This window comes from Streptomyces sp. NPDC047515 (assembly GCF_040643055.1).
GTDB lineage: Bacteria > Actinomycetota > Actinomycetes > Streptomycetales > Streptomycetaceae > Streptomyces.
Genome location: NZ_JBEYTM010000009.1, coordinates 90,736 through 116,096 on the forward strand (window position 1 = coordinate 90,736; position 25,361 = coordinate 116,096).

General features: G+C 70.7%; 30 protein-coding genes and 3 pseudogenes. 22 read left to right on the forward strand and 11 right to left on the reverse strand.

Features of this window, described 5'->3' with window-relative positions; all coding sequences use genetic code 11:
• Positions 1-141: 141 nt before the first annotated feature.
• Positions 142-2,190, reverse strand: coding sequence for a bifunctional glycosyltransferase 87/phosphatase PAP2 family protein (locus tag ABZ826_RS10335; RefSeq protein ID WP_361445191.1), 2,049 nt, complete (start codon positions 2,188-2,190; stop codon positions 142-144).
• A gap of 313 nt (positions 2,191-2,503) precedes the next feature.
• Between ABZ826_RS10335 and ABZ826_RS10340 the strand changes: the two are divergent.
• Both ABZ826_RS10340 and ABZ826_RS10345 read left to right on the forward strand, forming a co-directional pair.
• Positions 2,504-3,264 (forward strand): annotated as a pseudogene (locus ABZ826_RS10340) (DUF2330 domain-containing protein).
• A gap of 160 nt (positions 3,265-3,424) precedes the next feature.
• The gene (locus ABZ826_RS10345; protein WP_361445194.1) at positions 3,425-3,919 is read left to right on the forward strand and encodes a GNAT family N-acetyltransferase; all 495 of its coding nucleotides are present in this window, start codon (positions 3,425-3,427) and stop codon (positions 3,917-3,919) included.
• A 36-nt stretch (positions 3,920-3,955) separates the two neighbouring features.
• Here ABZ826_RS10345 and ABZ826_RS10350 read toward each other — a convergent pair whose 3' ends face one another.
• Positions 3,956-6,022, reverse strand: a complete 2,067-nt coding sequence (locus ABZ826_RS10350) for an MDR family MFS transporter (RefSeq protein WP_361445197.1) — start codon at positions 6,020-6,022, stop codon at positions 3,956-3,958.
• 299 nt (positions 6,023-6,321) lie between these two features.
• Between ABZ826_RS10350 and ABZ826_RS10355 the strand changes: the two genes are divergently transcribed.
• Complete coding sequence (locus ABZ826_RS10355) at positions 6,322-7,461, forward strand: peptidoglycan-binding domain-containing protein (protein ID WP_361445200.1); 1,140 nt, start codon at positions 6,322-6,324, stop codon at positions 7,459-7,461.
• 204 nt (positions 7,462-7,665) lie between these two features.
• On the opposite strand, the gene ABZ826_RS10360 is transcribed toward ABZ826_RS10355, so the two are convergent.
• On the reverse strand, positions 7,666-8,289 hold the full coding sequence (locus tag ABZ826_RS10360; protein WP_361445203.1) for a hypothetical protein: 624 nt from the start codon (positions 8,287-8,289) through the stop codon (positions 7,666-7,668).
• 343 nt (positions 8,290-8,632) lie between these two features.
• On the opposite strand from ABZ826_RS10360, the pseudogene ABZ826_RS10365 reads away from it, so the two are divergent.
• The 8 genes and pseudogenes from ABZ826_RS10365 to ABZ826_RS10400 all read left to right on the forward strand — a co-directional run.
• Positions 8,633-9,124: pseudogene (locus ABZ826_RS10365) on the forward strand (peptidoglycan-binding domain-containing protein); the annotation flags it as partial.
• Complete coding sequence (locus ABZ826_RS10370) at positions 9,121-9,381, forward strand: hypothetical protein (RefSeq protein WP_361445206.1); 261 nt, start codon at positions 9,121-9,123, stop codon at positions 9,379-9,381. The pseudogene ABZ826_RS10365 and the gene ABZ826_RS10370, both read left to right, overlap by 4 nt.
• A gap of 131 nt (positions 9,382-9,512) precedes the next feature.
• Positions 9,513-10,763: a helix-turn-helix domain-containing protein gene (locus ABZ826_RS10375; RefSeq protein WP_361445209.1), complete on the forward strand. Its 1,251-nt coding sequence runs from the start codon at positions 9,513-9,515 to the stop codon at positions 10,761-10,763.
• A 101-nt stretch (positions 10,764-10,864) separates the two neighbouring features.
• Entirely contained in the window at positions 10,865-11,011 is a 147-nt protein-coding gene (locus ABZ826_RS10380) for a hypothetical protein (RefSeq protein WP_361445212.1), read from the forward strand.
• Positions 11,008-11,157, forward strand: a complete 150-nt coding sequence (locus ABZ826_RS10385) for a hypothetical protein (RefSeq protein ID WP_361445215.1) — start codon at positions 11,008-11,010, stop codon at positions 11,155-11,157. Before ABZ826_RS10380 ends, ABZ826_RS10385 begins: the two co-directional genes overlap by 4 nt.
• On the forward strand, positions 11,154-11,333 hold the full coding sequence (locus tag ABZ826_RS10390; protein WP_361445218.1) for a hypothetical protein: 180 nt from the start codon (positions 11,154-11,156) through the stop codon (positions 11,331-11,333). The genes ABZ826_RS10385 and ABZ826_RS10390 overlap by 4 nt, the downstream gene beginning before the upstream one ends.
• 122 nt (positions 11,334-11,455) lie before the next feature.
• Positions 11,456-11,863, forward strand: coding sequence for a hypothetical protein (locus tag ABZ826_RS10395; RefSeq protein WP_361445221.1), 408 nt, complete (start codon positions 11,456-11,458; stop codon positions 11,861-11,863).
• Positions 11,864-12,247: 384 nt separating this feature from the next.
• Positions 12,248-12,898: an HAD-IA family hydrolase gene (locus ABZ826_RS10400; RefSeq protein ID WP_361445496.1), complete on the forward strand. Its 651-nt coding sequence runs from the start codon at positions 12,248-12,250 to the stop codon at positions 12,896-12,898.
• Positions 12,899-12,915: 17 nt separating this feature from the next.
• Here the strand turns inward: ABZ826_RS10400 and ABZ826_RS10405 are convergent, their stop codons facing one another.
• Positions 12,916-13,650, reverse strand: a complete 735-nt coding sequence (locus ABZ826_RS10405) for an ABC transporter permease (protein WP_361445224.1) — start codon at positions 13,648-13,650, stop codon at positions 12,916-12,918.
• A 294-nt stretch (positions 13,651-13,944) separates the two neighbouring features.
• Between ABZ826_RS10405 and ABZ826_RS10410 the strand changes: the two genes are divergently transcribed.
• The 4 genes from ABZ826_RS10410 (at position 13,945) to ABZ826_RS10425 (ending at position 17,436) form a co-directional block, all read left to right on the forward strand.
• Positions 13,945-14,589 (forward strand): HNH endonuclease family protein, encoded by a 645-nt coding sequence (locus ABZ826_RS10410; RefSeq protein WP_361445227.1) that lies wholly within the window; start codon positions 13,945-13,947, stop codon positions 14,587-14,589.
• Between the two features lie 438 nt (positions 14,590-15,027).
• Entirely contained in the window at positions 15,028-15,285 is a 258-nt protein-coding gene (locus tag ABZ826_RS10415; protein WP_361445230.1) for a hypothetical protein, read from the forward strand.
• Between the two features lie 630 nt (positions 15,286-15,915).
• Positions 15,916-16,371 carry a DoxX family protein gene (locus ABZ826_RS10420; RefSeq protein WP_361445233.1) on the forward strand — a complete coding sequence of 152 codons (456 nt, stop codon included), beginning with the start codon at positions 15,916-15,918 and terminating at the stop codon, positions 16,369-16,371.
• A gap of 375 nt (positions 16,372-16,746) precedes the next feature.
• Positions 16,747-17,436 carry a VTT domain-containing protein gene (locus ABZ826_RS10425; protein WP_361445236.1) on the forward strand — a complete coding sequence of 230 codons (690 nt, stop codon included), beginning with the start codon at positions 16,747-16,749 and terminating at the stop codon, positions 17,434-17,436.
• Here the strand turns inward: ABZ826_RS10425 and ABZ826_RS10430 are convergent.
• From ABZ826_RS10430 to ABZ826_RS10445, 4 genes are all read right to left on the reverse strand, one after another.
• Positions 17,417-17,647 carry a DUF2277 domain-containing protein gene (locus ABZ826_RS10430; RefSeq protein ID WP_351075848.1) on the reverse strand — a complete coding sequence of 77 codons (231 nt, stop codon included), beginning with the start codon at positions 17,645-17,647 and terminating at the stop codon, positions 17,417-17,419. The two genes, ABZ826_RS10425 and ABZ826_RS10430, sit on opposite strands and share 20 nt — an antisense overlap.
• A gap of 150 nt (positions 17,648-17,797) precedes the next feature.
• Positions 17,798-19,171 carry a DUF1254 domain-containing protein gene (locus ABZ826_RS10435; protein WP_361445239.1) on the reverse strand — a complete coding sequence of 458 codons (1,374 nt, stop codon included), beginning with the start codon at positions 19,169-19,171 and terminating at the stop codon, positions 17,798-17,800.
• A gap of 221 nt (positions 19,172-19,392) precedes the next feature.
• Positions 19,393-19,827, reverse strand: coding sequence for a hypothetical protein (locus tag ABZ826_RS10440; protein ID WP_361445242.1), 435 nt, complete (start codon positions 19,825-19,827; stop codon positions 19,393-19,395).
• A gap of 182 nt (positions 19,828-20,009) precedes the next feature.
• Positions 20,010-20,183 carry a hypothetical protein gene (locus ABZ826_RS10445; RefSeq protein ID WP_361445245.1) on the reverse strand — a complete coding sequence of 58 codons (174 nt, stop codon included), beginning with the start codon at positions 20,181-20,183 and terminating at the stop codon, positions 20,010-20,012.
• A gap of 98 nt (positions 20,184-20,281) precedes the next feature.
• On the opposite strand from ABZ826_RS10445, the gene ABZ826_RS10450 reads away from it, so the two are divergent.
• Complete coding sequence (locus tag ABZ826_RS10450; protein WP_361445247.1) at positions 20,282-21,007, forward strand: MerR family transcriptional regulator; 726 nt, start codon at positions 20,282-20,284, stop codon at positions 21,005-21,007.
• Between the two features lie 360 nt (positions 21,008-21,367).
• Here the strand turns inward: ABZ826_RS10450 and ABZ826_RS10455 are convergent, their stop codons facing one another.
• A complete protein-coding gene (locus ABZ826_RS10455; protein ID WP_361445250.1) occupies positions 21,368-21,745 on the reverse strand; it encodes a hypothetical protein in 378 nt (125 codons plus the stop codon).
• 34 nt (positions 21,746-21,779) lie between these two features.
• Here ABZ826_RS10455 and ABZ826_RS10460 point away from each other — a divergent pair, with 34 nt between their 5' ends.
• Positions 21,780-21,905, forward strand: coding sequence for a hypothetical protein (locus tag ABZ826_RS10460; protein WP_361445253.1), 126 nt, complete (start codon positions 21,780-21,782; stop codon positions 21,903-21,905).
• Between the two features lie 10 nt (positions 21,906-21,915).
• On the opposite strand, the pseudogene ABZ826_RS10465 reads toward ABZ826_RS10460, so the two are convergent.
• Both ABZ826_RS10465 and ABZ826_RS10470 read right to left on the reverse strand, forming a co-directional pair.
• Positions 21,916-22,406, reverse strand: a pseudogene (locus tag ABZ826_RS10465) (alpha/beta hydrolase); the annotation flags it as partial.
• Positions 22,381-23,181 carry a hypothetical protein gene (locus ABZ826_RS10470; RefSeq protein WP_361445256.1) on the reverse strand — a complete coding sequence of 267 codons (801 nt, stop codon included), beginning with the start codon at positions 23,179-23,181 and terminating at the stop codon, positions 22,381-22,383. The pseudogene ABZ826_RS10465 and the gene ABZ826_RS10470, both read right to left, overlap by 26 nt.
• A gap of 340 nt (positions 23,182-23,521) precedes the next feature.
• Between ABZ826_RS10470 and ABZ826_RS10475 the strand changes: the two genes are divergently transcribed.
• From ABZ826_RS10475 to ABZ826_RS10495, 5 genes are all read left to right on the forward strand, one after another.
• A complete protein-coding gene (locus tag ABZ826_RS10475) occupies positions 23,522-23,674 on the forward strand; it encodes a hypothetical protein (protein WP_361445259.1) in 153 nt (50 codons plus the stop codon).
• Complete coding sequence (locus ABZ826_RS10480; RefSeq protein WP_361445262.1) at positions 23,671-23,820, forward strand: hypothetical protein; 150 nt, start codon at positions 23,671-23,673, stop codon at positions 23,818-23,820. Before ABZ826_RS10475 ends, ABZ826_RS10480 begins: the two co-directional genes overlap by 4 nt.
• The gene (locus ABZ826_RS10485) at positions 23,817-23,996 is read left to right on the forward strand and encodes a hypothetical protein (protein WP_361445218.1); all 180 of its coding nucleotides are present in this window, start codon (positions 23,817-23,819) and stop codon (positions 23,994-23,996) included. Before ABZ826_RS10480 ends, ABZ826_RS10485 begins: the two co-directional genes overlap by 4 nt.
• Positions 23,997-24,085: 89 nt before the next feature.
• Complete coding sequence (locus ABZ826_RS10490) at positions 24,086-24,568, forward strand: hypothetical protein (RefSeq protein ID WP_361445265.1); 483 nt, start codon at positions 24,086-24,088, stop codon at positions 24,566-24,568.
• Between the two features lie 64 nt (positions 24,569-24,632).
• The gene (locus tag ABZ826_RS10495; RefSeq protein WP_361445268.1) at positions 24,633-25,295 is read left to right on the forward strand and encodes a class I SAM-dependent methyltransferase; all 663 of its coding nucleotides are present in this window, start codon (positions 24,633-24,635) and stop codon (positions 25,293-25,295) included.
• The last annotated feature ends 66 nt before the right edge of the window (positions 25,296-25,361 follow it).

Here is a 25,361-nt window from a genome sequence, read left to right on the forward strand (position 1 = left end):
GAGTGGCGGACCGGAGTGGATGGACGGATGCTGGTCGAGCGGCGATCCATGCCGAAGGCGTCGGGGAACGACGGGTTCGTCCCCCGCACCCCTTCGGCACCTCGAGGTACCGTCCCCGGACGGCACTCCTCCCGGGCCCGGTCACCTGCGTTCGCTGCCCACCACGTCGCCGCTCGGTCTCTCGGCCGCAACTGGAACCGCCAGGTCGTCCAGGGGTTTTGCCGCCGCCGGCACGGTCGGCGACCGCAGCTTCCGGGGCCCCGACAGCATGTAGGTCAGTCCGAAGCCGAGCGCGACGACGGCAGCGCCGCCCACCGCGTCCAGCACCCAGTGATTGGCCGTGGCCACGATCGCGGAGACCGTGAACAGCGGGTGCAGCACCCCCAGCGCCTTCATCCACGTCTTCGGGGCCAACATGACGACGACCACTCCGCACCAGAGCGACCAGCCGAAATGCAGCGAGGGCATCGCCGCGTACTGATTGGTCATCGAGGTCAGCGTTCCGTAGTCCGGCTTCGCGAAGTCCTGGACGCCATGGACCGTGTCGATGAAGCCGAGCCCCGGCATCAGCCGCGGCGGGGCCAGCGGGTAGAGCCAGAAGCCGACCAGCGCGAGGAGTGTGGCGAAGCCGATGGAGCTGCGGACCCAGCGGTAGTCCGCGGGACGCCGCACGTACAGCACGCCGAGGACCGTCAGCGGCACGATGAAGTGGAACGTCGAGTAGTAGAAGTCGAAGAAGTCCCTCAGCCAGACGACCTCGACGACCGCGTGGTTGGCCCAGTGCTCGATGTCGATGTGGAGCCACTGCTCCAGGGAGTGGATCTGGCGGCCGTGGTGTTCTGCGGTGCCGCGGCCGGCCGTCGCCGCGAGCCTGACCTCCGCGTACGCGGAGTACACGACCCTGATCAGCAGCAGTTCCAGCAGCAGGTTGGGGCGGCTGAGCACCCGCCGCCAGAACGGCAGCAGGGGGACGCGGCTCCAGCGGGCCGGAGCCGGGGCGGCGTGGTCCGCGGGGATCGGCTGCTGCCAGTACGGCGAGGTGCGCGACAGGAACGGTGCGGCACAGGCCGCACCGAGCGCCGCGAGCAGCAGGGCGTTGTCGCGTACGGGGAAGAGCACCGCCATGCCCGGCAGCAGCATCTGCGCCGGCAGCGTGATCACGAGCACCACGACCGCCGGCCACATCAGCCGGTCGGAGGCCCGCTTGCCGACCCGGCCGACCACGGCGAGCAGCAGCCACAGCAGCTGGTGCTGCCAGGCAGTCGGGGAGACGGCGACGGCGACGCAGCCGGTCACGGCGACAGCGAGGAGCAGCTGCCCGTCGTGCGCGTACCGTACGGCGCGGCGCAGTCCGAGACAGCAGACGACGGCGGCGAGCACCACGAACAGCACGATCTCGAACGGTCCCGTCAGTCCGAAGCGGAGCAGCGCGCCGTGCAGGGACTGGTTGGCGAGGCTGTCCGGGTTGTCGCCGAGCCCGGTGCCCGCGACGTGGTGCACCCAGTAGGTCCACGAGTCGCGTGGCATCGCGGCCCAGGCCAGCGCGGTGCAGGCGGCGAACGCGGCGCCGCCGGTCACGGCCGCCCGTCTGCGGCCGGTGAACCAGAGCAGGACCGCGAAGAGCAGCACGGTCGGCTGGAGCGCGGCCGCGAGGCCGATCAACAGACCCGAGACGCGTTCTCCGCGCACCGTGAAACAGGCCAGCAGCACCAGCAGGACCGGCAGGATGCTGGTCTGCCCCAGGTGGAGCGCGTTGCGGACCGGCAGGGAGAGCATCAGCAGGCTGATCGCGACAGGGGCGGCCAGCAGAGCGGTGCGGCGGGTGACCGGGCCCGGCAGCGCGCGGGCCGCGATCATGCCCAGGGCGGCGACGAGCAGCAGCGAACCGAAGGTCCAGGCGACGCCCAGGCTCTGTTCCGCCGCCCTGGTCAGTGGCTTCAGCACCAACCCGGCGAACGGCGTGCCGGTGAACCGGTCGGTGTCGTACAGCGAGCCCGTGACATGCAGGACACCGTTCTCACCGATCCAGGTCTCCAGGTCGGTGAGCCGCTCGCCCGGCGGCTGCCGCAGCACCACCGCCATCTGCCGTACAGCCAGTGCGGCCACAACGATCCAGAGCAGAGCCCGAGCAGCCCTGATCCTCGCCCCCGTCGCCGCGTCTCCGCTCACACTGTGCTCCGCATTCGCCACGCTGCGCCGACCCTCCCGCCGTTTCGATATCCGTCCCTCGACCTGGGCGTGCTGTGAAACCTTCGCATTGCGCTATGAAGTAGACACAATCCACCCCCTCTTCGCCTGACTGTCGCCCTCCTTTCCCGAAAGAATGTCCGGAAGGGCACACCGGTCCGGCGACCGTGCCGGAACCGGGCCGATGGTTCCCACGTCCTCCCCCGTGTTCGTCGATCACGGGGGAGGAAGACGGGACATGCGGTGCACAGGCGGGAAGCGGAGCGCTGGGGACGAGGGGCGCTCATGGGCGGTGCGTACGCTGTCGCTGGTGCTGATGCTGGTGTCGTTGCAGCTGGGATCGCTGATCAGCCCGGCGTACGCGTGCGGCTGCGGTGCGATGGTCCCGAGCAGGACGACGCAGGTCTCGGTCGACCGGGAGACATCGGTGGTGGACTGGGACGGCCGTACCGAGCAGATCGTCATGCGGCTCACGGTCCGCGGAAACGCCCCCGAGGCGGCCTGGATCATGCCGGTACCGCACCGGGCGAGCGTGGAGCTCGGTGATCCGTCACTCTTCTCCGAGCTGACCACCCTGACCGCGCCGGTTCAGGCGACCAGGCACTACTTCTGGCCGCGCTCCGGCGACTGGCCCTTCGCCGGTTCGGGGGACGGCGCGGACCGGGTCGGCGGACCTTCGGCGGGCGCCCCGCCGGTCCAGGTGGTCGGCCGGGAACGGCTCGGCCCCTTCGCCGTGGCGCGACTGGCCGCGACCGACCCCGAGGCGCTGCAGAAATGGCTGGAGGACAACGGCTTCGAGCTGCCGGCGAACCGGTGTTCCTCACCGCGATCGAGCAGTCGGTCCCGCGCCCGGAGCGGATCGACGGCGATCACGAACTGCGCGCGGCCGGGGCCGACACCCCGTACCGGACCATGGTGTACACGGACAGGCTGCTGACCGTGGGCGGCGTCCCCGTCTTGCTGTCGCTGCTCGGGGCCGTACTGGTGGCGGCCGGGGCGGCGCTGCTGGTGCTGCGGGTCCGGCGGCGGCCGGTGGTGCCTCCGCCGTCGGTCGTGGTTCCGCCGCCGCTGGCGTGAGTGCCCGCCCGCAATCCGAACGCTTGCGTGTGGAGTGAAGCGCCGGCTCCGTCGATCCGCCTCGCCGTCGATCCGGTCGACTCCGGCCTGTATCTCCCTGTGGCCCCCATCCCGCTTATCCGTTCGATCTCGTGTTCCCGCCCGCGTCACAATGACCGCCATGACCTGGACCACGGCCCCCGAGCCCTTCGACTCCCCCGACGCCGCGCTGCTGCGCCGTGACTACTACGACGAGGTCGCCAGCCGCTACTGGGGGCGGCCCGCGACCGCCGAGGAGATCGACGAGGGGCTCACCGACGACGGCGCCGACCGGCTCGTCCCGCCCACCGGACAGTTCGTCGTCGGCCGGTTCGGCGGGAAGCCCGCGGCCTGCGCCGGACTGCTGGTGGTGGACGCGGACATCGCGGAGCTGACCCGGGTGTTCGTGCGCCCGGAGTTCCGCGGCACGGGCGGCGGCGGACTGCTCCTGGCGGCCGTCGAGAGCGCGGCGCGCGGCTTCGGCGTACGCACGGTCAGGCTCGACACCCGCAACGACCTCGTCGAGGCACGGGGGCTCTACTCCAAGCACGGCTATCGGGAGGTCCCGGCGTTCCACCGGCGCCAGTACGCGGAGCGCTGGTTCGCCAAGGACCTCCAGCTCCAGGGCAGGCCGTAGCGGCTCAAGCAGGCCACGCGGGTCCGGAAGAGCCGCTCAAGCAGGCCAGGCGGGTCCGGCCGCGTGGTCCCGCCTCGGCTCGGGGCTGTGGGGCCGTTCCCTGCTCGACCCGTTCGTCTCGGCGGTCAGCTCCGCCACGAGTCCGACCAGGTCGGTCGGCCGGTCCGGCCCCCACCAGTCGCCCAGCAGCTCGGCCATCGACTCCTCACGGGCCTCCGCGAGCTTCACCACCGCTTCCCCACCGGTCTCGGTGAGCACCAGCTGCACGCCTTCGCGGCGGACCAGCCCGCGCTCCTCCAGTTGCCGTGCCGCCTCGTTGATCACCCGCAGCGGCACCGGGGCGGCCTCGGCCAGCGCGGCCGGCTCGACCGTACCGTGGCGCTTTATGCGCAGCAGCATCCAGCTCGCCGCGGGCACCAGGTCGTACCCCGCCCTCGCGGTGATCTTCTCGTAGACCTCGCGACGCCCCTCGCGGGTGGCGAGCACCGAGAGAGCTCGGGCGCATTCGTCGTACGAGGACCGCTCGACCGGGTTCGACGCCAGGGTCTCGCTGGGCTCCGGGGCGGTCACCGAACCGCGCAGCTTGTCCTCCTTGAGGAACCAGGCGAAGACGAAGGCGACCAGGACGACGGGTGCCGCGTACAGGAACACGTCGGTGATCGAGGTCGAGTACGCGTGCAGGATCGCGGGCCGCAGCGCGGGCGGCAGCCGGCCGATGGCGCGCGGGTCGGCGGCCAGCCCCTCGGCACTGGCCCCGGTGGGCAGGGTGCGGCCGGCCAGCGCCGCGGCCAGTTTGCCGGTGAGCCGGTTGGTGAAGATCGTGCCGAAGACGGCGACACCGAACGAGGCGCCGATGGAGCGGAAGAAGGTGGCACCGGACGTGGCGACACCGAGGTCCTCGTACGTGACGGCGTTCTGCACGACCAGGACGAGAACCTGCATCACCAGGCCGAGGCCGGCCCCGAAGACGAAGAAGTAGACGCTCATCTCCAAGGTGCTGCTGGTCTCCGTGAGCCGGTGCAGGAGCTGCAGGCCGATCGCGGTGACGCCGGTGCCCGCGATCGGGAAGATCTTCCAGCGGCCCGTGCGGCTGACGATCTGCCCGGACACGGTCGAGGTGAGAAGCAGACCGGCCACCATCGGGAGCATGTGCACACCGGACATCGTCGGCGTGATGCTGTGCACCACCTGCAGGAACGTCGGCAGATAGGTCATCGCGCCGAACATCGCGAAGCCGACGACGAAGCTGATGACGGCGACGAGGCTGAAGGTCCTGATCCGGAACAGCTTCAGCGGGATGACGGGCTCCGCGGCGCGGCGTTCCACGTACACGAAGGCGATCAGCAGCAGCACGCTCAGCGCGGCGAGAGCGACGATCTGTGGCGAGCCCCAGGCCCAGGTGGTGCCGCCGAGCGAGGCGACGAGGACCAGGCAGGTGGCGACGGAGGCGATGAGGAAGGTGCCGAGGTAGTCGATGGTGCGCTGCGTGCGGTGGACCGGGATGTGCAGCACGGCGGCGATCACGAGGAGCGCGACGACGCCGATCGGCAGGTTGATGTAGAAGACCCAGCGCCAGCTGAGGTGCTCGGTGAAGAACCCGCCGAGAAGCGGCCCGAGGACGCTCGTCGTACCGAAGACCGCGCCGAACAGACCCTGGTACTTGCCTCGTTCGCGCGGCGCGACGATATCGCCGACGATCGCCATCGAGAGCACGATGAGGCCGCCACCACCCAGGCCCTGAAGGGCCCGGAAGCCGATGAGCTGCAGCATGTTCTGGGCGATGCCGCAGAGCGCCGAGCCGATGAGGAAGATGACGATCGCGGTCTGGAAGAGCTTCTTGCGCCCGTACTGGTCGCCGAGCTTCCCCCAGAGCGGGGTCGCGGCGGTCGACGCCAGCAGATAGGCCGTGACCACCCAGGAGAGGTGTTCCAGGCCGCCGAGGTCGCTCACGATGGTCGGCAGCGCCGTGGAGACGATGGTCTGGTCGAGTGCGGCCAGGAGCATTCCGAGGAGCAACGCACCTATGGCCACCATGACCGACCGCGTGGAACGGCCTTCACCGGGGGCCGGAGTCGCGGCCGGGGGGCTCAGGTGCTGGGCCATAGAACATCTCCTCGGGTCCACTACATCCCCATCCTGGCCGTTCCGCACGGTTATGGCCTGCCGAGCAGAACCCGAGAGGACCGGCCCGGACGGATCGAGAGGGACGGTCAGGCCGAACCGGTACCCATCGGGATGAACCTGAGAGGAACGGCGGGGGCGGGCCGGGTGCGGGCGTCACGGTACGGCACGGATACCGCATTTCGGTACGGCATTGGGCATCTCGACGGTGGACTGCATAATCGCAGGCAGTTCAAGGGGAGGGGCCCACAATGACCGGACATATGTGCCCGGAGTGCGGTATGGACAGAAGACCGCCGGACGAGAGACGGAGACCCGGCGGGGAACCGACCGGAAGACCCGGGTCCGGACACGGCTGCACGTGCGGGGAGCGGGGGGCGCAGCGCAGTGACGAGCAGCGGAGAGCCGCCGAGCGGCAACGGGCCGCCGAGCAGCGACGGGCCGAGCGGTCGACGGCCGACAGGGCGGAGATCGCGGCGGCAGAGGACTTCGATCCGCTACGGATCCGGCCGTACGTGGCACTGGGGGTCGACGAGACTCCGGCCACCGACGACGAGCCGCAGCGGCGGGACTCGCACCACCACCCGATGGAGGACGCGGCCACGACGATGCCGCTCCTCCTCGGCCGGCAGGCGGCGGGGCCGCCGCCGGACGCCGCCGGAGCGGCGGCAGCGGGCGGCACGACGGCCGCGTGGCCGCGCCGCGCACCGGGCTCGGCATACTCCCCCGCACCCGGGTCCACACCGGCCTCGGCGCCGGCCTCCGCCGCACCCTTCGCGCCCGACGTCGATCCCGTTCAGCCTCGCCGACGAAGCCCCTTCGCAGCACTCGCCGTGGCTACGGCCGTGATCGCGGTGGTGGGCACGGCGGCGTTCGCAGGGGGCCTGTTCGACGGAAGCGGCAACGGGGACGCCGACGTGGATACGGCCCTGCCGACCACGGTGGCGAGCGCCCCCGAGGCAAGCGTCCCGGCGAAGGCGTCGGCACCGGCCTCCGCGTCGCCCCCGCCCTCCGCTCCGGCATCCACGTCACCATCCACGCCCGCCTCCACACCTCCCTCGGGGAGCGCATCACCGTCGCCTTCCGCGTCCGCCACATCGCCGCCCACCACGACCCCGACCCCACCCCCGGCGTCCACGCCACACCCGAGCCGTCCGGCGTCGGTCGCACCGCCCGCGCCACCGGCCGGCCCCACGCTCCTCCCCGGCGACCGGGGACCCGAGGTCGCCGAGCTGCAGCGTCGACTGGAGGAGATCTGGCTGTTCCACGGGCGGGACGACGGCGACTACACGGGGCAGGTCGAGCATGCCGTGAGCGTCTACCAGTCGTACAAGGCGATCGAGGGCGATCCGCCGGGGGTGTACGGGCCCCGCACGCGCCGCGCCCTGGAGGCGGAGACGACGGGACGGGGACGCTCCTGACCGCCACGCCGGAAGGCCCCGCCCGACACGGAATTGGCTTTCCGGGACGGGTTTTTGTATCGTGATGGAACAAAGTAGCCTCCGCCCGCCACCCCCTGACCGGCGGGCGAGGCTGCTTGTTCTCTTTCGCGTGCTTTTGCCCCCCGCGCCCTGGAGCCCGCCCATGCCGGCCACCGTCCTCACAGCCCGCGCCCTGCTTCTCGGCTAATCCCCTGTAGCACTTTCAGGCGATGCACGGTGCTCACCCCATGGGTCCGGCTCGCACACCGGATGAAACTCAATCCGGCTCGTGGCTCGCGCGTAGCCTTCGCGTTCTACCCGGTAGACGGCCACACGCCGTAGCAGCTGCCGAAGAGCGCCGCTCCGCTCGCTGGGGTTGATGGTGTCCCATTCGTCCAGCAGCCCGACGATCAGCGGCTCATAGTCGGAGACGTCAGGCGTGGCCTCGATGACGGCAGATTTGGTGAGCAGTTGCTCGGCTGTCTCGCGTTGGGCCTTGATGCGGTCGCGGGCCGCCTCATAGACGCCGGGCAGGCAGCCGCCTGGGCTCACGGCGCGGTCCGCCCGAAGCCTCGCCAGTCCATCTTGGAGCTTCACCAACTCCCCTTGCAGCCGGGCCCGCTCGCAAGCCGCACGGGCCCGATCCTTGGCTACGTCGCGTCGTTGACGGGGGATGGTCGGCGCTGCGGCGTCGACTCCTTCGGCCACGGTGTCCGCAAGCCATTTGCGGGTCTCGCGCTCGACTCGCTCTCGGGGGATCGTGCCACCCTTGCACCCAGTGCCACCAGTGCGAATGTAGTAGCTGCACCGGTAGTTGTAGCCGTTCATCTTTCCGTGCTTCGGGCTGACGCCCTGCGACGCCGCCATGCCCTGTCTGCAGTCGCCGTGCCTCATGAGTCCGCTGCGGGCGTACGTCGCGTTCCGCGCGCGGTGCAATGGCCCTGGTCTCCTCCCGATGCTTGAGGTATCGGGCCCATAGATCGTCACCTTCGGCAAAGATGGACGGCTGCGCGCCGGGCCGGAAGGTGTAGTTGGGGCACTTCCACAGGGTGCCGCACTTACACGCGCTGTCGTGAACTCGGAGCAGGCCGGCCGCAAATCCTGAGTCCATGTACTTGCGTAGGGCGCCGTCGTCCCAGAGGTGACCCCGGACGGTTCGGTATCCGGCGGCGTTGAGCCATCTGCCGCCGCGATCTGCCGTGCGCACGGCTGGAGCGAACGCTCCGTGATCGGCCACAAGGAGTGATAGCCGGGCAAGATCGACCCGCGCGGCCCGATCGGCAAGAGCGACGGGCCCGCGCTCACCATGGCGAAGATCCGGGCCCGCGTCGCCGAGCTCCTGGACGCCAAGCCGACCTCGCCGAGCAAGCCCTCGAAGCCGGCCACGCCGAAGCCGTACGCGCCGCCGGTGTTCCCTGCCGGTCTCGCCCCTGGCCGCAAGTCCCCTTCGGCGCGCGGCCTTCAGCGGGCGCTCAAGGCCGCCGGGTACATGTCCGCCGCCATCCCGGAGGCGGACAACTACGGGCCCGCCACACAGGCCGCGGTCGCGCGTTTCCACCAGGCTCACCCCGCCTACCGCGCCATGGCCCTGCCGGTCGTTGAGCAGCTGCTCGCGCGGGTCGGACTCGGCCTGGTCGACGACGAGGGAGGGACGGCCGAGTGAGCACCCCCATCCCCGAAGGGTCGGTGGTCGTAACCCCGACCGAGGTCTACGCCGAGGTGCGCGCGACGCACGACGAGGTCAAGTCGGTCTCGCTCAAGCTGGACGCGCTACCCATCGGCGACCGCGCCCGGACGCTGAATGACCACGAGGACCGCATCCGCACCCTGGAGCGGGCCCGCTGGCCGCTTCCGTCTCTCGCCGCGCTGGTCGGCGTGATCAGCCTCGCCCTGACCCTCTGGCAGTTCTCCCAGCACTGAACGCGCCCCCTGTTCCGGCTACGGCCGGGCAGGGGGCGGTTTCGTGCGTCATGGATCACACGACGCCGCACACGGAAAGGGCCCTGCCCCATACCCTGGCAGTGACGAGCTGGACAGAGAGGGGCAAGGCCATGCCAGATGATGCTACCCCGGACCCATACGCCGACCCGCTTGCTTTCGGGCAACGCATGCAAATCCTTCGTACGCGCCGCGGGCTGTCCCGTCCGGTGGTAGCTGGCCTGCTGGGCATGTCACCTTCATGGGTGAAGCAAGTTGAGACGGGACAGATCGGCATGCCAAAGCTCCCCGTGATCCTGCGCATCGCTGAACTACTACGCGTGCGCAACCTGTCCGACCTGACCGGTGATCAAAGCACTCCCATCGACCTATTCGTTGGCCCAGGGCACTCCCGCCTACCAGCGGTTCGGGACGCGGTCAACGCACTGACCCTCGGCGAGGATCGGCAAGCACCGTCAACGCAGCACCTTGCGGCCCGGCTCGCGAAGGCGTGGGCGGCACGCCATCAGGCGGCGAACCATCGGGAGGTGCTCGGCCAGTTGCTGCCCGACCTGATCCGCGATGCCCAACTGGCTGTGCGGCAGTCGGATTCGGCAGCGGATCGGCGTGCTGCCCAGGCGGTGCTGTCCGAGGTCTACTCGCTCTCCCAGTTCTTCGTGGCGTACCAGCCGGACAGCGCTCTGCTCTGGCGGGTCGCCGAGCGCGGCATGGTCGCGGCACAGGAGTCCGAAGACCCGCACGCGATCGGCCTGGCCGCATGGTTGGCCACCCAAGCGCACCGGGACACCGGGCCGGCTCACTTCGACGCGGCAGACAGTATGACCATGGAGGCGTTGACCTACATGGAACGATTCCTCCCGGACGCCGACGACCGCGTTCATGCCATTGCCGGGGCCCTCCAGTTCGAGGCTGCATACACCGCCGCCTGTCGCGGAGAGAACGGTGCCGCATGGGGATGGTGGGATATGGCGCGGGCCACCGCCCATCGCCTGGGGCGCGGCTACTACCACCCGATGACGTCGTTCTCTCAGGCCATCATGGGCGCCCACGCCGTCACCGTGGCGGTGGAGCTACGGGCAGGCGGGGAGTCCGTTCGACAGGCCGTAGCCGCGGACACGTCCTCGATCCCGTCCCGTCCGCGCCTGGCCCGGCACAGGATCGAGGAGGCCCGCGCGTACCAGCTGGACGGGCAGGCAGAGACGGCGCTCGCCACGCTGGAGAAGGCGCACAAGGCGGCCCCGGAGACGATCAAGTACAACGGGTACGCGCGGCGCATCGTGCTGGAGGAGACGGAGTCAAAGATCCCGGCGAGGCGACAGCGCGCCGCAGCCCTGGCAGACCAACTCGGCTTGCTGGCCGCATAGTTCGAATCCCTGAGCGAGGGGCAGGAATCCTGCCCCTCGTTTGCCGTGGGCGCTCCTACCGTCGTAGCACCGCTTCGACAACCCGGGGGCACCCCATGGCAATGACGATCAAGGTGTATGAGGTGGACCGCAACGGCCGGACGCGCGTCGCGCGCCCCGAGGCCGAGGTCACCCCGCTCAAGACCGCGGAGCCCCGGCTGGCGTACCCGGCCTGTGAGTGCGCGCAGTGCACGAAGGACCACGCATGACCGCCCAGACAAAGCGACCGCCCGCGCCGGACGTCGCGTACCGCGCCTGGCTCGGCCACACCACCACTTGCGCCACCTGCCGCACCGGGGCGTCCTGCCTGACGGCGGTCCGGCTCGGCCGGGCATGGCGGGAGGGCCGCCGATGAACACCGAATCGACCGACATCATCACGCACTGCTGCTGGGACATGCACCCCAAGACCAGTGCGCGCTGCACCCTGGAGCCCGGCCACACGGGCGACCACCGCGACTGGCACACCCGTCCGTCGTGGGACCGCCCCTGTGTCTCGTGGCCCGCCGAGGCCGCACCGCACCAGCCATGAACTCCCGCTCGCGGCTGCTGATCGCGCCGACCAGCCACGGGCGGGCCCACTCGTCGGTGTGCCGGAATCGCGGGCCGCCCCCGCCTAGACTGGCTCGGCCGCCACGGAAGGAATGATCACAAATGCGACCCGCGCGATTCCAGGATTACGTGCTCGACCTGGTCAAGAACACCCCCGGCACCACCCGCGTCCAGACTCTGGCCGAGGCCGGTGACGACAAGCACCCCTACGGCCTGGCCATCGTCACCAGCTCCGGCGAGGCGCGCTGGCAGATCATCGGCCAGCTTGCCGAGGGTGAGAAGCACGGCCAGGCCGACGTCGGCGTGAAGGACACCCCGCCGCCCGCAGGTGAGGCCCCGACGCCCGGCGATCACCCCGAAGCGTGGCTGGCAGCCGTCATCGCGCAAGCCGAATGCCCTGAGATCGCGAGCATCACCCGCTGGTCGACCCGCGAAGGCGAGGAGGACCACCACGGCCTCACCGTGATCTTCCACAACACGGCCAAAATGTTCGTCCGGAAGATCTCCTAGACCTCCACCCGGCCGGCGGCCGGGGCGGAGTGCACCACCTCTATCAGCACCATCCCCATCAAGGAGGAACTGATATGTGCGAGACGAACCCCGGCCACCGCTTCGACCCCGGCCAGTGCGCGGGCTCCTGTCCCCTCTGCGGAGCAGGCGTAGGCAGTGAGCCCGGCACGCCGACGACCATTCACCAGGTGAACGGCACCGGAACCGAGACCTGCCCCGGCAGCGGACAGCCCGCGCTTTAACCCCCGAAACCGCCTCGGTCGGCCGCCCCCGTCGGGGGCTCCGTCGCGTCTCTGGATTGGCCAGAGCAGCACCCTTCTTTGTATCGTGGCGGAACAAATAAGCTACGGCGTAGAGGATGGCCCCGTGCCCAGGTCAGAGACCATTGGTGTTTTTAAGGCGTTGCTCCTGGACATGGACGGCACCCTCGTGAACTCCGACGCCGTCGTGGAGCGCTGCTGGCGGCGCTGGGCGCTGCGGGAGGGGCTCGACCCGGAGGCCGCGCTCAAGGTGGTTCACGGGCGGCAGGGGTACGCCACCATGGCGGCGCTCCTCCCTGATCGGCCGATGGAGCAGAACTACGCGGACAACCGGGTGATGCTCGCCGAGGAGACCGCCGACACCGACGGCGTCGTCCCGGTCGCCGGCGCGCCCGCCTTCATGGACGCGATCGCCGCGCTTCCGCACGCCCTGGTCACCTCGGCCGACGAGGGGCTGGCCCGGACCCGGATGACCGCGTCCGGCCTGCGGATGCCGTCCACCCGCGTCACCGCTGAGTGCGTCGGCGCCAGCAAGCCGGACCCCGAGGGCTTCCTGAAGGGAGCGGCCGAGCTGGGCTTCGCCCCGGCGGACTGCGTCGTCTTCGAGGACTCGGAGGCGGGCATCGCGGCCGGCCGGGCGGCAGGCATGCGCGTGGTGGGCGTCGGCCCGCGGGCCGCGGCGCTCTCACCCGACGCGCACGTCGATGACCTGACACAGCTCCGGGTGGAGGCGGCGGCCGACGGTTCGATCCGGCTGCACATCAGCGCGCGATAACCCCTGCCCGGCGGACGTCAGTCCCGGTGCAGCCGCCCCCGCGCCACCAGTTCGAGCACGACCGCGACGGCCACCGCCTGCACGGCCATCAGCGCGACCAGCACGAACAGTTGCACAGCTCCCGCCTGGACCGGTGAGGCGCCGCCCAGCAGCATGCCCACAAAGGCGCCCGGCAAGGTGACGAGCCCGACCGTCCGCGTCTGATCGAGCCCAGGCAGCAGCGCGTCCGCCGCCGCGGGCCGGGCGATCTCCAGTCTCGCGTCACGGTCGAGCAGCCCGAGCGCCATACCGGCCTCCACCTCCCCGCGCCGGGTCGTCAGCTCGTCCAGCGCCCGCCGCCCGCCGAGCACGGTCGCGGTCAGCGCACCTCCGATGAGGATGCCGGTCACCGGGATCAGCGCGAGGCCCCGGAGCGGGACGAGTCCGGTGAGGAGCAGCAGGGCGATCACCGGCGCGCCCCCCGCCCCGATCGGCAGAGCCGCCCACCACCAGGTCTGATTGCGGGTGACCCGGCGCCCCGCGGTCACCGTCGCCACGGCGTACATCAGCGCCACGAACGCGAGCAGCGGCGGCAGCGAACGGACCACCCAGCCGATGAGCAGGGAAACCGCGGCGAGTTGGACCGCGGCCCGCAGTCCGGCCAGCAGGATCTCCCGCGACCGGCCGAGCGAGGCCAGCGCGGCGACACCTGCCGCCGCCGCGAGCAACAGGGCGAGGACGACCCCGAGCGTGACGTTGACCGATAGCAGCACGCCGTAACCCTACGACCGGCCCCGGCTCGGCCGGAACCGCAGCCAGGGCGCGCACGGACCATACGCCAACCGGCTTTTGGCATCGGCCGGTTGCCGAAGCGTCAGCACATACGCCCGCTCAGATGCAGACATACGCCCCCATTGCTCCAGCCCCGTTCGTCAGAACTCTTGATGTGACGTGCCCATGTCGCCACTCTGTTACCTGGCGCCCACCCCACGGAAACCCGGCGCCGTCACGATGGCCGGGCCTCACAGGTCCCCCGTCCAAGGTCCCCCCACCCACAAGGAGTTCGCATGTCAGGTGTCTACGCGCGTCGCATCGCCGTCCTCGCCGCATCCGCCGCCCTCGCCGCGACAACCGGCCTGCTCACCGCCCCCACGGCCCAGGCGGCCATGCCCACCCCGGTCTCGGCGTCGACCGCCCGCACATATCTGAGCCAGTTGACCGTCTCCGCCGAGGGCTCGTCGACCGGCTACAGCCGCGACAAGTTCCCGCACTGGATCACCCAGTCGGGCACCTGCAACACGCGTGAGGTCGTCCTCAAGCGGGACGGCACGAATGTGACGCAGGACGCCAGTTGCGCGGCCGTCAGCGGCAGTTGGTACTCGGAGTACGACGGCGCCACCTGGACCGCCGCCTCCGATGTGGACATCGACCACATGGTCCCGCTCGCCGAGGCCTGGCGATCGGGAGCGAGCAGCTGGACCACCGCCCAACGGCAGGCGTACGCCAACGACTTGACACGTCCGCAGCTCATCGCCGTCACGGACAACGTCAACCAGTCCAAGGGCGACAAGGACCCGGCCAAGTGGCTGCCCCCGCTGACCTCGTACCGCTGCACCTACGTGCGCGCGTGGGTGCACGTGAAGCACTACTACAACCTGAGCGTCGACTCGGCCGAGAAGAGCGCCCTGCAGTCCGTCCTGAACAACTGCTGAACACGGCGGCCTTGAACAACCACTGAAACCCTCGGCGGGCACCGCACCGGACACCACGCCGAACGCCGAACCGAGCAGCTCGGCGAGGTCGGCGAACGGGTCGGCGAACAGGTCGGCGAGGGAGCGTGAAGCCGAACAGCCTGCCCCACCCCCGCCGTTCGTGGCCGGGCAGGGATCCGTGCACACCGCGCGGCTCCCTACCCGTACGCGGGAACGACACGATGGCATGCAGCGACCGGGACCGGCCGGGACCACCGCCTCCGGTACGTCACCCCCTGGACACGCCGACCGGGAGGCGCTTCGAGCGGGGGCGCACCGGCCTCACCGGAACGCCGCGCCCGCGACCGGGCAGCGCGCCGATCCCACCGGAACGCCGCGCCGCGTCATGTCGCCACCGAGCCGGACGCGCAGCGGAGCGTACGCGCTGGAGCCACCGGAGTGTTTTCGGCCGAGTACGGCCGCCGGCGAAGGGCCCCTCTCGCGGCCCGCGCGCTCGACGAACGGCGGCGATCGGCACTCGACGCCGATGAGGTCCACCGGACGCGCGAGGAGACCTCCGCCGACCCCGGTTCGTACCGCCGCCCCCTGATCGACACCTCGCGCCGCGCTCCCCTGCCGCCGCGCGCCCACGGCACGGCGCAGCGGAACGCCTCGCGGCGCCGGAGCGAGCACGGCGGGCGCGGGCCCGAGGGATGACGGCCGGCTCCGGCGAGGAGCCCCGCCAACGCTCCCACCTGGAACATCGGACACTCTTCCCCGGCTGCTTCCAGTAACCGACGGATCCGGTCCGGCGACAGGACCGGGAGGCCGGCCCACCCTGCGGCGGTTTGCGCGCTGTCGGGCGGTGTGCACCATGCGTACACCATGGAGCCCCCGCGCTCCCCGGGGCATCCGGCGGCGCCCCCGAAGCACGCGCCCCTCGGCTGACCTGCCCCCCTCGCGCACAACTCGGCCCCCAAGCCGCCCAGCACCGCCTTCCTCCTTGGCCATCAGCCGGCCGACGGCGCCTCGGCCGGCTGTCAGCACGGCACGGGAGCGCAGGCACGGCTGCGGCAGGCCTCCGCAGGGCGGCGTACCTCGGTTCGACGATCTCCTCACGCCGCCCGCCCTGCGTGGCCGGAAAGTTGCGCTGCCATTGGTTCAGGCCATGGCAACGAAGGAAAGTGCGCAGCTGGAGACGGTGTCGACGCGGACACCGGCCGACAACCACAGGGCAACTTTCAGCCAGTCGCCAAAATGTTGAACTTGCAAGCATGGGTGAGGTTTCCCTAATCTGTGGCACTCAATCGGTTCACGTCCCCACCAGACCGAAGGAGCCCTCCCCCCATGCACGCACGTTTGAATCAGGTTCAGCCCTATGCCCTCGGCCTGTTCCGGATCGTCGTAGGCCTGCTCTTCGCCTGCCACGGCGCCGCCTCGCTCTTCGGCGTCCTCGGCGGTGCGATGGGCGGCGGCTCCATACCCACCGGAACCTGGCCCGGCTGGTACGCGGCAGTCATCCAGCTCGTCGGCGGCGGCCTGGTGGTGCTCGGCCTGGGCACCCGCATCGCCGCCCTCATCTCGTCCGGCTCCATGGCGTACGCGTACTTCAAGGTCCACCAGCCCGAGGCGCTCTTCCCGCTGCAGAACGGCGGCGAGCCCTCCGCCGTCTACTGCTGGGCGTTCCTCCTGCTGGTCTTCACCGGCCCCGGCGCGCTGGCCCTCGACCGGCTGTTCGGCCGGGGCGGCGCGGAGCGCGGCGAGCAGCGCGCGCACGAGCAGGCACCGGCCGTGACCGTCTGACACCCGGGAAGCCCGCGACAGCCGGCAGCCGCCCGACGGCCACGACAGCCGCGACGGACTGATCCGTACAGGCCCCGGTCCTTCCGCCCATGGGCCGTTCCGCACACGGTCGCCCCTCACGCTCGCGAGCCGCTCGGCACACGACGAACCCCGCCCGCAGGCCCCTTCACGGACAGCACATCCCTGGCCGGTGGCCCGTAGCTCACGTACGCCCGGAACCCGGGCTTCCCATTTCCGGGCGTACGTGACCTTCCCAACATTGCGCGTATTTGTAGATCACCGGATGAGCGTCAGGCGTACGCTGTACAGCTGGCCCTGCCGCTCCTGCCGCTCCCCTGCGACGTCGCGGCGTTGTTCCGGATCGGGGAGTAGTAGGTGCTTGAGAGTGTGGGTGCGCTGACCGGCAGCCCATGGATCTATGCCGTGGTCGCCCTCTCGGTGCTCCTGGACGTCTTCCTGCCCTTGCTGCCCAGCGGGGTGCTGGTGATCACCGCTGCCACAGCCGCCGCCGCCGGTTCGACGACCGTCGCCGGGGCAGCCTCCGCGTCACGCGCCGCCGAGCAGGTGCCCGAGGTCCCCTCGCTTCTCGCGCTGGTCCTGTGCGCGGCCGCCGCCTCGGTCCTCGGCGACCTCGTCGCGTATCGGCTGGCCTGGCGCGGCGGCGAGCGTCTGGACCGGGCCATAGCCCGCTCCCGCCGCCTCACCTCCGCGCAGGAACGCCTCGGCGCCGCCCTCGCCCGGGGCGGCGGCATCCTCGTCATCATCGCCCGCTTCGCCCCGGCAGGGCGCTCGGTGGTCTCCCTGGGCGCGGGCGCCGCGCATCGCAAGGCGAAGGAATTCCTGCCCTGGTCGGCCCTTGCGGGCGTGGCCTGGGCCGGTTACAGCGTGGGCCTCGGCTACTTCGGCGGCCAATGGCTCGGCGCGACCTGGGTGGGCACGGCCGTCTCGGTCCTCGCCCTGTTCGTGGCGGGAGCCCTGGCCGCGTACGTCATGCGCCGCCCGGCCGCGGCGGCGGCCGCCCAGGCATCGGCGACCGCGACGGCCACTACGGCGTCGGCGTCCTGACCGCACCCCGTATCTCCAGACCGTCCAGCAGCCTGGCGGTCGCCTCGGCGATCTCGTCGACGGCCCGGTCGAACACCTCCTGATTGTGCGCGGCCGGAGCGCGGAAGCCGGACACCTTGCGTACGAACTGCAGGGCGGCGGCCCGGATCTCCTCCTCGGTGGCCTCTTCGGGCAGGACGGGCGGGCGAAGGGTCTTTATGCTGCGGCACATGCCTCCAGTGTGGACCGGGCCACTGACAACAGCCGGGACACACGTCGGCCCGACGGCCGCGACGAACATGGGTCGACGGACGGGACGGGCATCGGCCCGAAGCCTTCGCCACCCCGCCACTCCGGCACCCCGCCTCATCGCCACCCCGCCTCATCGCTCCGTTCGCCGTGAGCCGTTCCCTCCCCCGGTCCGTTCGAGGGCGGGGATCTCGTACGTACCGTCGAGGATCTCCGGCCCGGGCTCGTAGAGCGCGAGCACCGGCCGGAAGTCCCCCTCGGGCGCGGGCAGCCAGTTCGCCGCCGCGGCCCGGTCGGCCGGCCGCTCCCGCTGGATGTGGATCGTCAGCGAACCGTCCTCGCCGTGCACGAGACCCGGGGCGCGGTCACCGATCGAGTACCTCCCGAGCGGATTCCCGACCAGGCGGTGGTCCGGCACGTCATACATCGTCAGGGACCAGAACGCCCCGACCGGGGGCTGCCGGTCGAAGCGCAGCACATAGGAGTGGGCTCCATTCAGCCGCTCGCCGTCGGCGTCGCGCAGGGTGTGGGCGTACACCGCCTCGTAGCCGTGGACACCCCACAGCCAGGTCCGTGCCGCCACCGCCCTGGTCCGGTAGGAGCTCTCCCGGTCCTCGATCCGCCACTCCGGTGAGTCGAGGGCCCCGACACCGTATTGGTCGAGGTTGTAGTCGAAGAGGTGCGGATCCGTCTCCCAGCCCCCGCCCTCCGCCGAGGACCGGCCCGCCTCCTCCACCTGCGCCCTGCCCCGGGCCAGGCCCTCGGTCAGTACGCGCACGAGGACGGGGTCGGCGGACACGTACGGCGACGGCCCCTCCTCCAGCAGCCCCAGCGGCTGGAACCGGTCCTGGTACGCCCGGTCGGCCGCGGACGGCGGAAAGTCGGCCATCCAGACCCTGAGCTGTTCGAAGAACCGCAGCGGCTCCGGTACGTCGGGGTCGGCTGCCGGGAGACCCGTGCGGTGGGTGCCCGGTTCGACATGGGTGAGGGTGAGCTGTGCCTGGAGCGCGCGGACCCGGCCCATGTCGTCCGGGCCGTCGCAGACGTTGCGGCCGATGACGGAGACGACGGAGGTCGGAGCGTCGATCACGCCGCGCACCGATCCGGGCACGCTGCCCGACCAGCCGGGCGGCGCGACGAGCCAGTCCCCGGCCTCCGTGCCGGTGGCACGGTGACCGACGTACGCGAAGTTGTTGGTCCAGGCATCCACGAACTGGAGCACGTAGTACGCGCCATCCGTGTCCGGGACATGGAGCAGCACCGGCCCGCCTGAGAGGTCGAGATGGGCGACGGAGTGGACCGTGTCGTGGTCGACGGTCACGCACGCTGTTCCGAAAGACGCCTGTTGCCCGGAGTGGGCGAAGTGGTTGAAGGGGGTGGGCGGCAGCGGCCCGATGCCCGTGTGCATGAAGTCCTCGACCGTCGAGAGGTCATGGACCAGCGGACAGCCGTAGACGTACGCCTCGGCGGCAAGGGCGACAAGTTCTTCCGTGGTCTCCTCCGGCACTGCGGTCCTCCCCCTCACTCGCTCAGGGTGCGGATCGGAACGGAGCAGCGGGGCGTCCTGGAACAGGCCCTGGAGCAAGTCCTGGAACCGCGGGCCGCCCTGGGCCGACTGCCGTGCGCGAGGGCCGAGTCGGGCCCGTACGCCCGGACGGCAGCGACGAAGGGCCGTCCGGGCAGGAGCAGTCGGCACCCCGTGGTGCCGCGATCGGCATCGGCACCCACTCAGATGACCGCCTTCAAGTCCTCCGTGCACAGGGCCCAGATCACGAATGTGTCGATGGCGATGGAGATGACCGCCCAGATCGGCTGGTACGGCAGCCACATGAAGTTGATGACCAGGCTGATGGCGGCGATCACCACACCCGTGCCCCGGGCCCAGGTGGCGCCCTTGAGGATGCCCCACCCGACGGTTCCGAGCAGGATGCCGAGAATGAGGTGGATCCATCCCCACGCGGTCACGTCGAACCTGAACGTGTAGTTGCTCATGCGCGCGTAGACCTCATCGGACGCGAGCCCGCTGATGCCCTTGATCACTCCGAAGACGCCGTCGACGAGCAGCAGCACGCCGGCAAACATGATCCCGCCGGCCGCCCAGGGGTTGATGTCCTCCTGGTCCGCGGAACGGGTCGGGCCGGGCGTGGACGCTGATTGTGCCATGGGGACTCCTTGGCTGAGGCGGGACTGCCGGAACAGAACCGACCCTGCGTGGCGCGCTGCGGCACGACCACCCGGACGCACCCGTACGGGTGACGTCCCCGAACGCGCGACGGTACGGCGTGGCAGCCGCACGTCGCGCGGGAACCCGGTACCGCAGGACCCCGGTACTCGAACGGCCGGGACTACGAGGCCGGGAGCCGCGACACCTTCGCCACCCGGCGGGTGGCCTTGCCCGGGAACTCGTCGTTCGCGGGCGCACCGCCCTCCGGGACCCCGGCCGACGGCGGCACCGACGCGTTCGGCGAGGGGCTGCTGACCGGACTGGGGCGGCGGGAAGCCGTACGCAGCTCCCCCATGGGACGGTGCGAAGGTGAGGGAGACACGTGACGACCTACCGGGCTTGAGTCTCCCCTGACGCGAACTGGGGCTGGACCTCCCCACGATCCGCAAGATCGTGGACCGGGAGCTCTCGCTCCCCGAGGTCGCCGCGGCTCACGCCGAGGCGCTGACGGCGCAGATCCGCACGCTGCGCACGCTACGCGCGGTGCTCACCGCGGTGGCCAGGCGCGGGTCCACGCCCAAGGAAATGGATCTCATGCACAGCCTGGCCCAGCTCACCGAGGACCAACGCCGAAACCTGATGGGCGAGTTCCTCGACACCGCGTTCGGCGGCCTGGACGCGGCCGGCGAGTTCACCGGAATCATGCGCTCAATGACCCCGGAGCTGCCCGACGACGCCGACACCGAACAGGTCGAGGCCTGGATCGAGTTGGCCGAACTGTCGCAGGATCCCGAATTTCGGGCCGTCGTACGCCGCCTGGCCGGACACCACGCGGCCATGTGTGCCCAAGGAGGTCCGACCGGCCCGCGCCGCGACCCGGCGGCGACGGTCCGCGATCACGTCGCCCCGGCTCTGGAGGCCGGCCTCGCCCCGACCTCGCCCCGGGCGGACCCGGTCGTCGAGGCGGTCATGACCCGGTACGCGCACGATGTCGCCCACCTCGACGACACCGACCTCCGCCATCGGCTGCTGACCGTGCTGGAGACCGCGAACGACCCTCGTCGCCTGCGGTACGCACAACTGCTCGCGGTGATCAACGCCTGGCCTCCCCCGCCGGACGACCCGACACCGGCCTTCACCTGGTTCACCGAGGCGTTGCGCGCCCGGCTGCCGGCGTAGGCGCGCCACGCACGCCACACCTCTGATGCGGTCGCACCAGGCCGAACCTAGACTGACGGAGGCTCGAAATGTCCTGAATGAGGGAGATATGCAACATGGCCAAACGAGGAAACAAGCGCCGCGCCCGCAAGAAGAAGAACGCCAACCACGGCAAGCGCCCCAACGCCTGAGCCGACCGAGCGAGCAAGCAGGCAAGCAGCCGAAAGGGCGCGGCCTCCGCGCCCTGCAGGTGCCCACATCCTGCAGGTGCCCACACCCTGCACATGTCCACGCCGTGCACATGTCCATGCTCTGCGGGTACTCGGTGCCTTACGGGTACTCGGCCTCCTCCAGTTGTCCGTGCGCTGCAGGTCCCCGGGCCTACGTCTTCCACGGCACAGTCACCGCAACCTCTTCCACCGGCGCCGCCACCTCCTGTGGATTGCGACTGCGCTTCTCGCCCTCGGCGGCGGCCTCACCCTCGCTTTCTTGCAGATTGGGCAGGCCGAGGGCCGTGCGTCCGAGTCGGCGGCTGAGGCGGACCGCCGCGGCAACGCCGTATCGACGCTCGCCACGGATGTGCGGACGCTGCGCGCGCAGATCAAGGCCGGCGGCGAGACGCCGGCGGCCCCGGATCCGGGCGACGCGGTCGCCGATCTGTCCGCCCGAGCCGAGGCGCCCGTACCGGTCCCTGGCCCGCCGGGACCGCGAGGTGTGAAGGGCGACCGCGGACCGGCGGGGCCGAACCTGGGCGTCCACGCCCTCGCGCCGCCCCGACCGGCCGGTACCGCCGATGGCCGGTACCGCCGCGATCGGGGCGGTTGTGCATCTGCCGGCCGCCGCCATCGAGGAGGGCCGGGACCTGTCCTCGATGAGCGGCATCCCGGCCGACAGCTCCTACCGTCTGCTGCCGACCTGACGGCCCGGCCTCACCTCAGGTGCCGGCCGAAGAACCGGTCCCCATCCTCCACCTCGAACCACGGGGTACCGACGTGTCCGCCCAGATTGACGTGCAGCGTCTTCTCCTTGCTGCCGAAGGCGTCGAACAGGTCCAGGGCCCGCTGCCGGGGGTTCCCTTCGTCTCCCACTGCAGCAGGAACAGCAGCGGAACGGTGACCTGCCGGGCCTCCTCGCGCTGGGCGCGGGGCACGTAACCCCCGGCGAAGAAACCGGCGGCCGCGATGCGCGGCTCGACCACCGCCAGCCGAATGCCGACGGCGGTCCACCCCGAGTACCCGACCGGGCCGCCGATCTCGGGCAGCGCAAGGAGGACGTCCAGGGTGGTCCGCCAATCCGGGACCGCCTTTTCGACCAGCGGGCCGATGAAGGACTCGAAGATCTCATCGACCGGCTCGCCGGCCTGCATCGCCCGGCGAAGGTCGGCGCGAGCCTGCTCATCGACGGCGGAACGGGGCCGGTCGCGCCCGTAGCAAGTGGCCCGCTGCACTTCGAGGTACCCGGGCGTCCGGCGGCAGGCGTTGCCCCACGGCAGGTCGTCGTCGACCGAGGACAACAAACCCGTCCGCCTGGTCGATGAGGTGATCCACTGCGTTTCGGTCACCGATGAGGCTGGCCCCGTGCGCCTGCTGCTGAAGGGACATCACGCGAACCTTCGGGGCAAGGCGTCCGGCGTCGTCAAGGGCGGCCTCGCATAGGTCGATGACCGCCGGCCCGTCGCCGAGGTCGGTTCGCACCTGCGCTTGGTTGACAAGGCTGTACCCGATGAGGTGCGGGTCCCTGGACCGCATCGTAATTTCCTGCGTGACGCCACGCCAGAATGCGGCGCCGTCCATGTCTCCGGCGTCCTGATACAACCAGCCGACGAGCGCAGCGTATGCCGCACCGACCCGCAGGAGACCGCGGCGGGTCTCGCCCTTTGCCGAGCGGACCGGCTTGTCGATGAGCTGGTACTGCGCGGACACGGTGCCGATCAGGTCGTGAGGGCCAAGGAACATATCGGCCCGGTAGTGGCCCTCCAACTGCTGCTGGAAGTAGTCGATCAGGGCAGGGTCAACGTGCTGCGGCGCAACCGGTCCCGCAATGAGCGCGGCAGCGGTGACGGAGCCGAAAGCTTGGCGGCGCACCTGTTCCTCTTCATGGTGCTCGGGCCGGATCCAGCCCGGCGGAGTCGTGAAGCCCAAGTCCTCCGGCCAGCGACCGAGTGCGTCGTGAATGACGATCGCGGCGCCGGCCACCCGGGTCGGCCGCCCTCCCAGCGTCGCCAGGTGCGGGCCGAGACGGTGAACTGGTGGTCGTCGAGCAGCTGTTGCCCGTGCTCGGTAATGCTGGCCGCGGCTGACTCGATGGTCCGCCATCCCGCGCGGAGCCGTGCGGCGCGTAACGCGTCGTTGCGGCTCATGGGACCAGTCTGAGGTGTCATCGTCCGCGCTCCCGGCCATGGCCGCTACGTGGCCACGCATGGCCATGCGGCGACCTATTACCTACCCGACGTGCACACACATCATCAGGATGTGACGGCGGGACGTACAGCGAACTGGCTGAATGCCCCTCAATCGACGTAGGCCGGGGACCGACATGGCAATGACGATCAAGGCGTACGAGGTCGACCGCTACGGCAGAACGCGCGTCGTGCGCCCCGAGGCCGAGGTCACACCGCTCAAGACCGTGGAGCCCCGGCTGGCGTACCCGGCCTGTGAGTGCGCGCAGTGCACGAAGGACCACGCATGACCGCCCAGACAAAGCGACCGCCCGCGCCGGACGTCGCGTACCGCGCCTGGCTCGGCCACACCACCACTTGCGCCACCTGCCGCACCGGGGCGTCCTGCCTGACGGCGGTCCTGCTCGGCCGGGCATGGCGGGAGGGCCGCCGATGAACACCGAATCGACCGACATCATCACGCACTGCTGCTGGGACATGCACCCCAAGACCAGTGCGCGCTGCACCCTGGAGCCCGGCCACACGGGCGACCACCGCGACTGGCACACCCGTCCGTCGTGGGACCGCCCCTGTGTCTCGTGGCCCGCCGAGGCCGCACCGCACCAGCCATGAACTCCCGCTCGCGGCTGCTGATCGCGCCGACCAGCCACGGGCGGGCCCGCCCTCAATCCGAGGGCAACGTCCACTACAGGAGGAAGCACATGACCATCGCGTCAGGGCGTCCCGTGGGCACCACCGACCCGGCCACGCTCGTCGACCCTGAGGTGATGGAGCGGCTCGCCGCCCGTATCGCCAAGGACCACCCCGAGCACAACATCGCCACCGCGCGCCGCATCGTCGCGCAGACCGCCGCGTTCCTCGCCACCGGCGCCCAGCGCCCCGGCCTGGAGCTGTCGCCGAGCAAGCTTGTCGATGTCGGCTGGCACACCTGGATCCTCCACACCGTCGACTACGCCGCGTTCTGCGAGCAGGTCGCCGGACGGTTCATCCACCACGCCCCCACCGCCGAGGGTGAGGGCGCCGAAGGCAGCGCCGAGGCAGAACGCCAGCGCACCCTCGAAGCCGTGTCCGGCGCAGGATTCCGGATCGACCCCGATCTGTGGCCCGTAGCCGCCATCATGGGTGACTGCTCCCAGTGCCACGCGGGATGCACCGACAGCCCGAACAGCGGCAAGAAGCAGTAGAGGCGCAACCACCCGCCAGCCGCCCGGACTCACCACCGGGCGGCTGGCCCATGAACGGAGCAGCGTGACAGAGACCAAGGCGTGGGACACCTACTCGAAGCGAAAGCCGGAACGCCGCGCGACCAACGCGGCCGGGGAAACCACCTGGTTCAACTGGACCCAGTACCCCGACCACGGCCCCGGCGCCGAGGTGCTCGGCGTCGGCCCCGGAAGCGCCGTCCTGGAACTGGGCTGCGGCAAGGGCGGCAACCTGGCGCACATCACCACCCTCGGCGCCCGCGCGGTCGGCTTCGACATGTCCCTCGCCCAGATCAAGGCCGCCGACGCACGATGGACCGACGCCGGCATGGTGCTCCACCGCACCGAGGCAACCCGGTTCCTCGAAGACAGCGGCGAATACTTCGACGCCGTGTTCTCCGTGTTCGGCGCCGTCTGGTTCACCGACCCGGAAGTGCTCCTGCCCTTGATCCGCAAGCGGCTGCGGCCGGGTGGCGTCCTCGCGTTCTCACACCGGCCCGCGATCGAAGGCTGCTACGGCTGCCAGGCTTCGTACATCAACCGGTCCGAGGATGAGGACCCGCTCGTCGTGAAGCGCTGGGACTACGAACCCGAACGCTGGGAAAAGATCCTCGCCGAGCAGGGCTTCACCACAGCATCCGCCAAAGTTCTGCCGGCCCCGCCTGGCCCCAGAAAGGTCGGCACCCTGCTCGTTCGGGCGCATGCCTGACGGGCTGAGGTCACTCCGTACGAGGTCGGCGCGCGGTACACCGATCGCGTCGGCGATACGGATCAG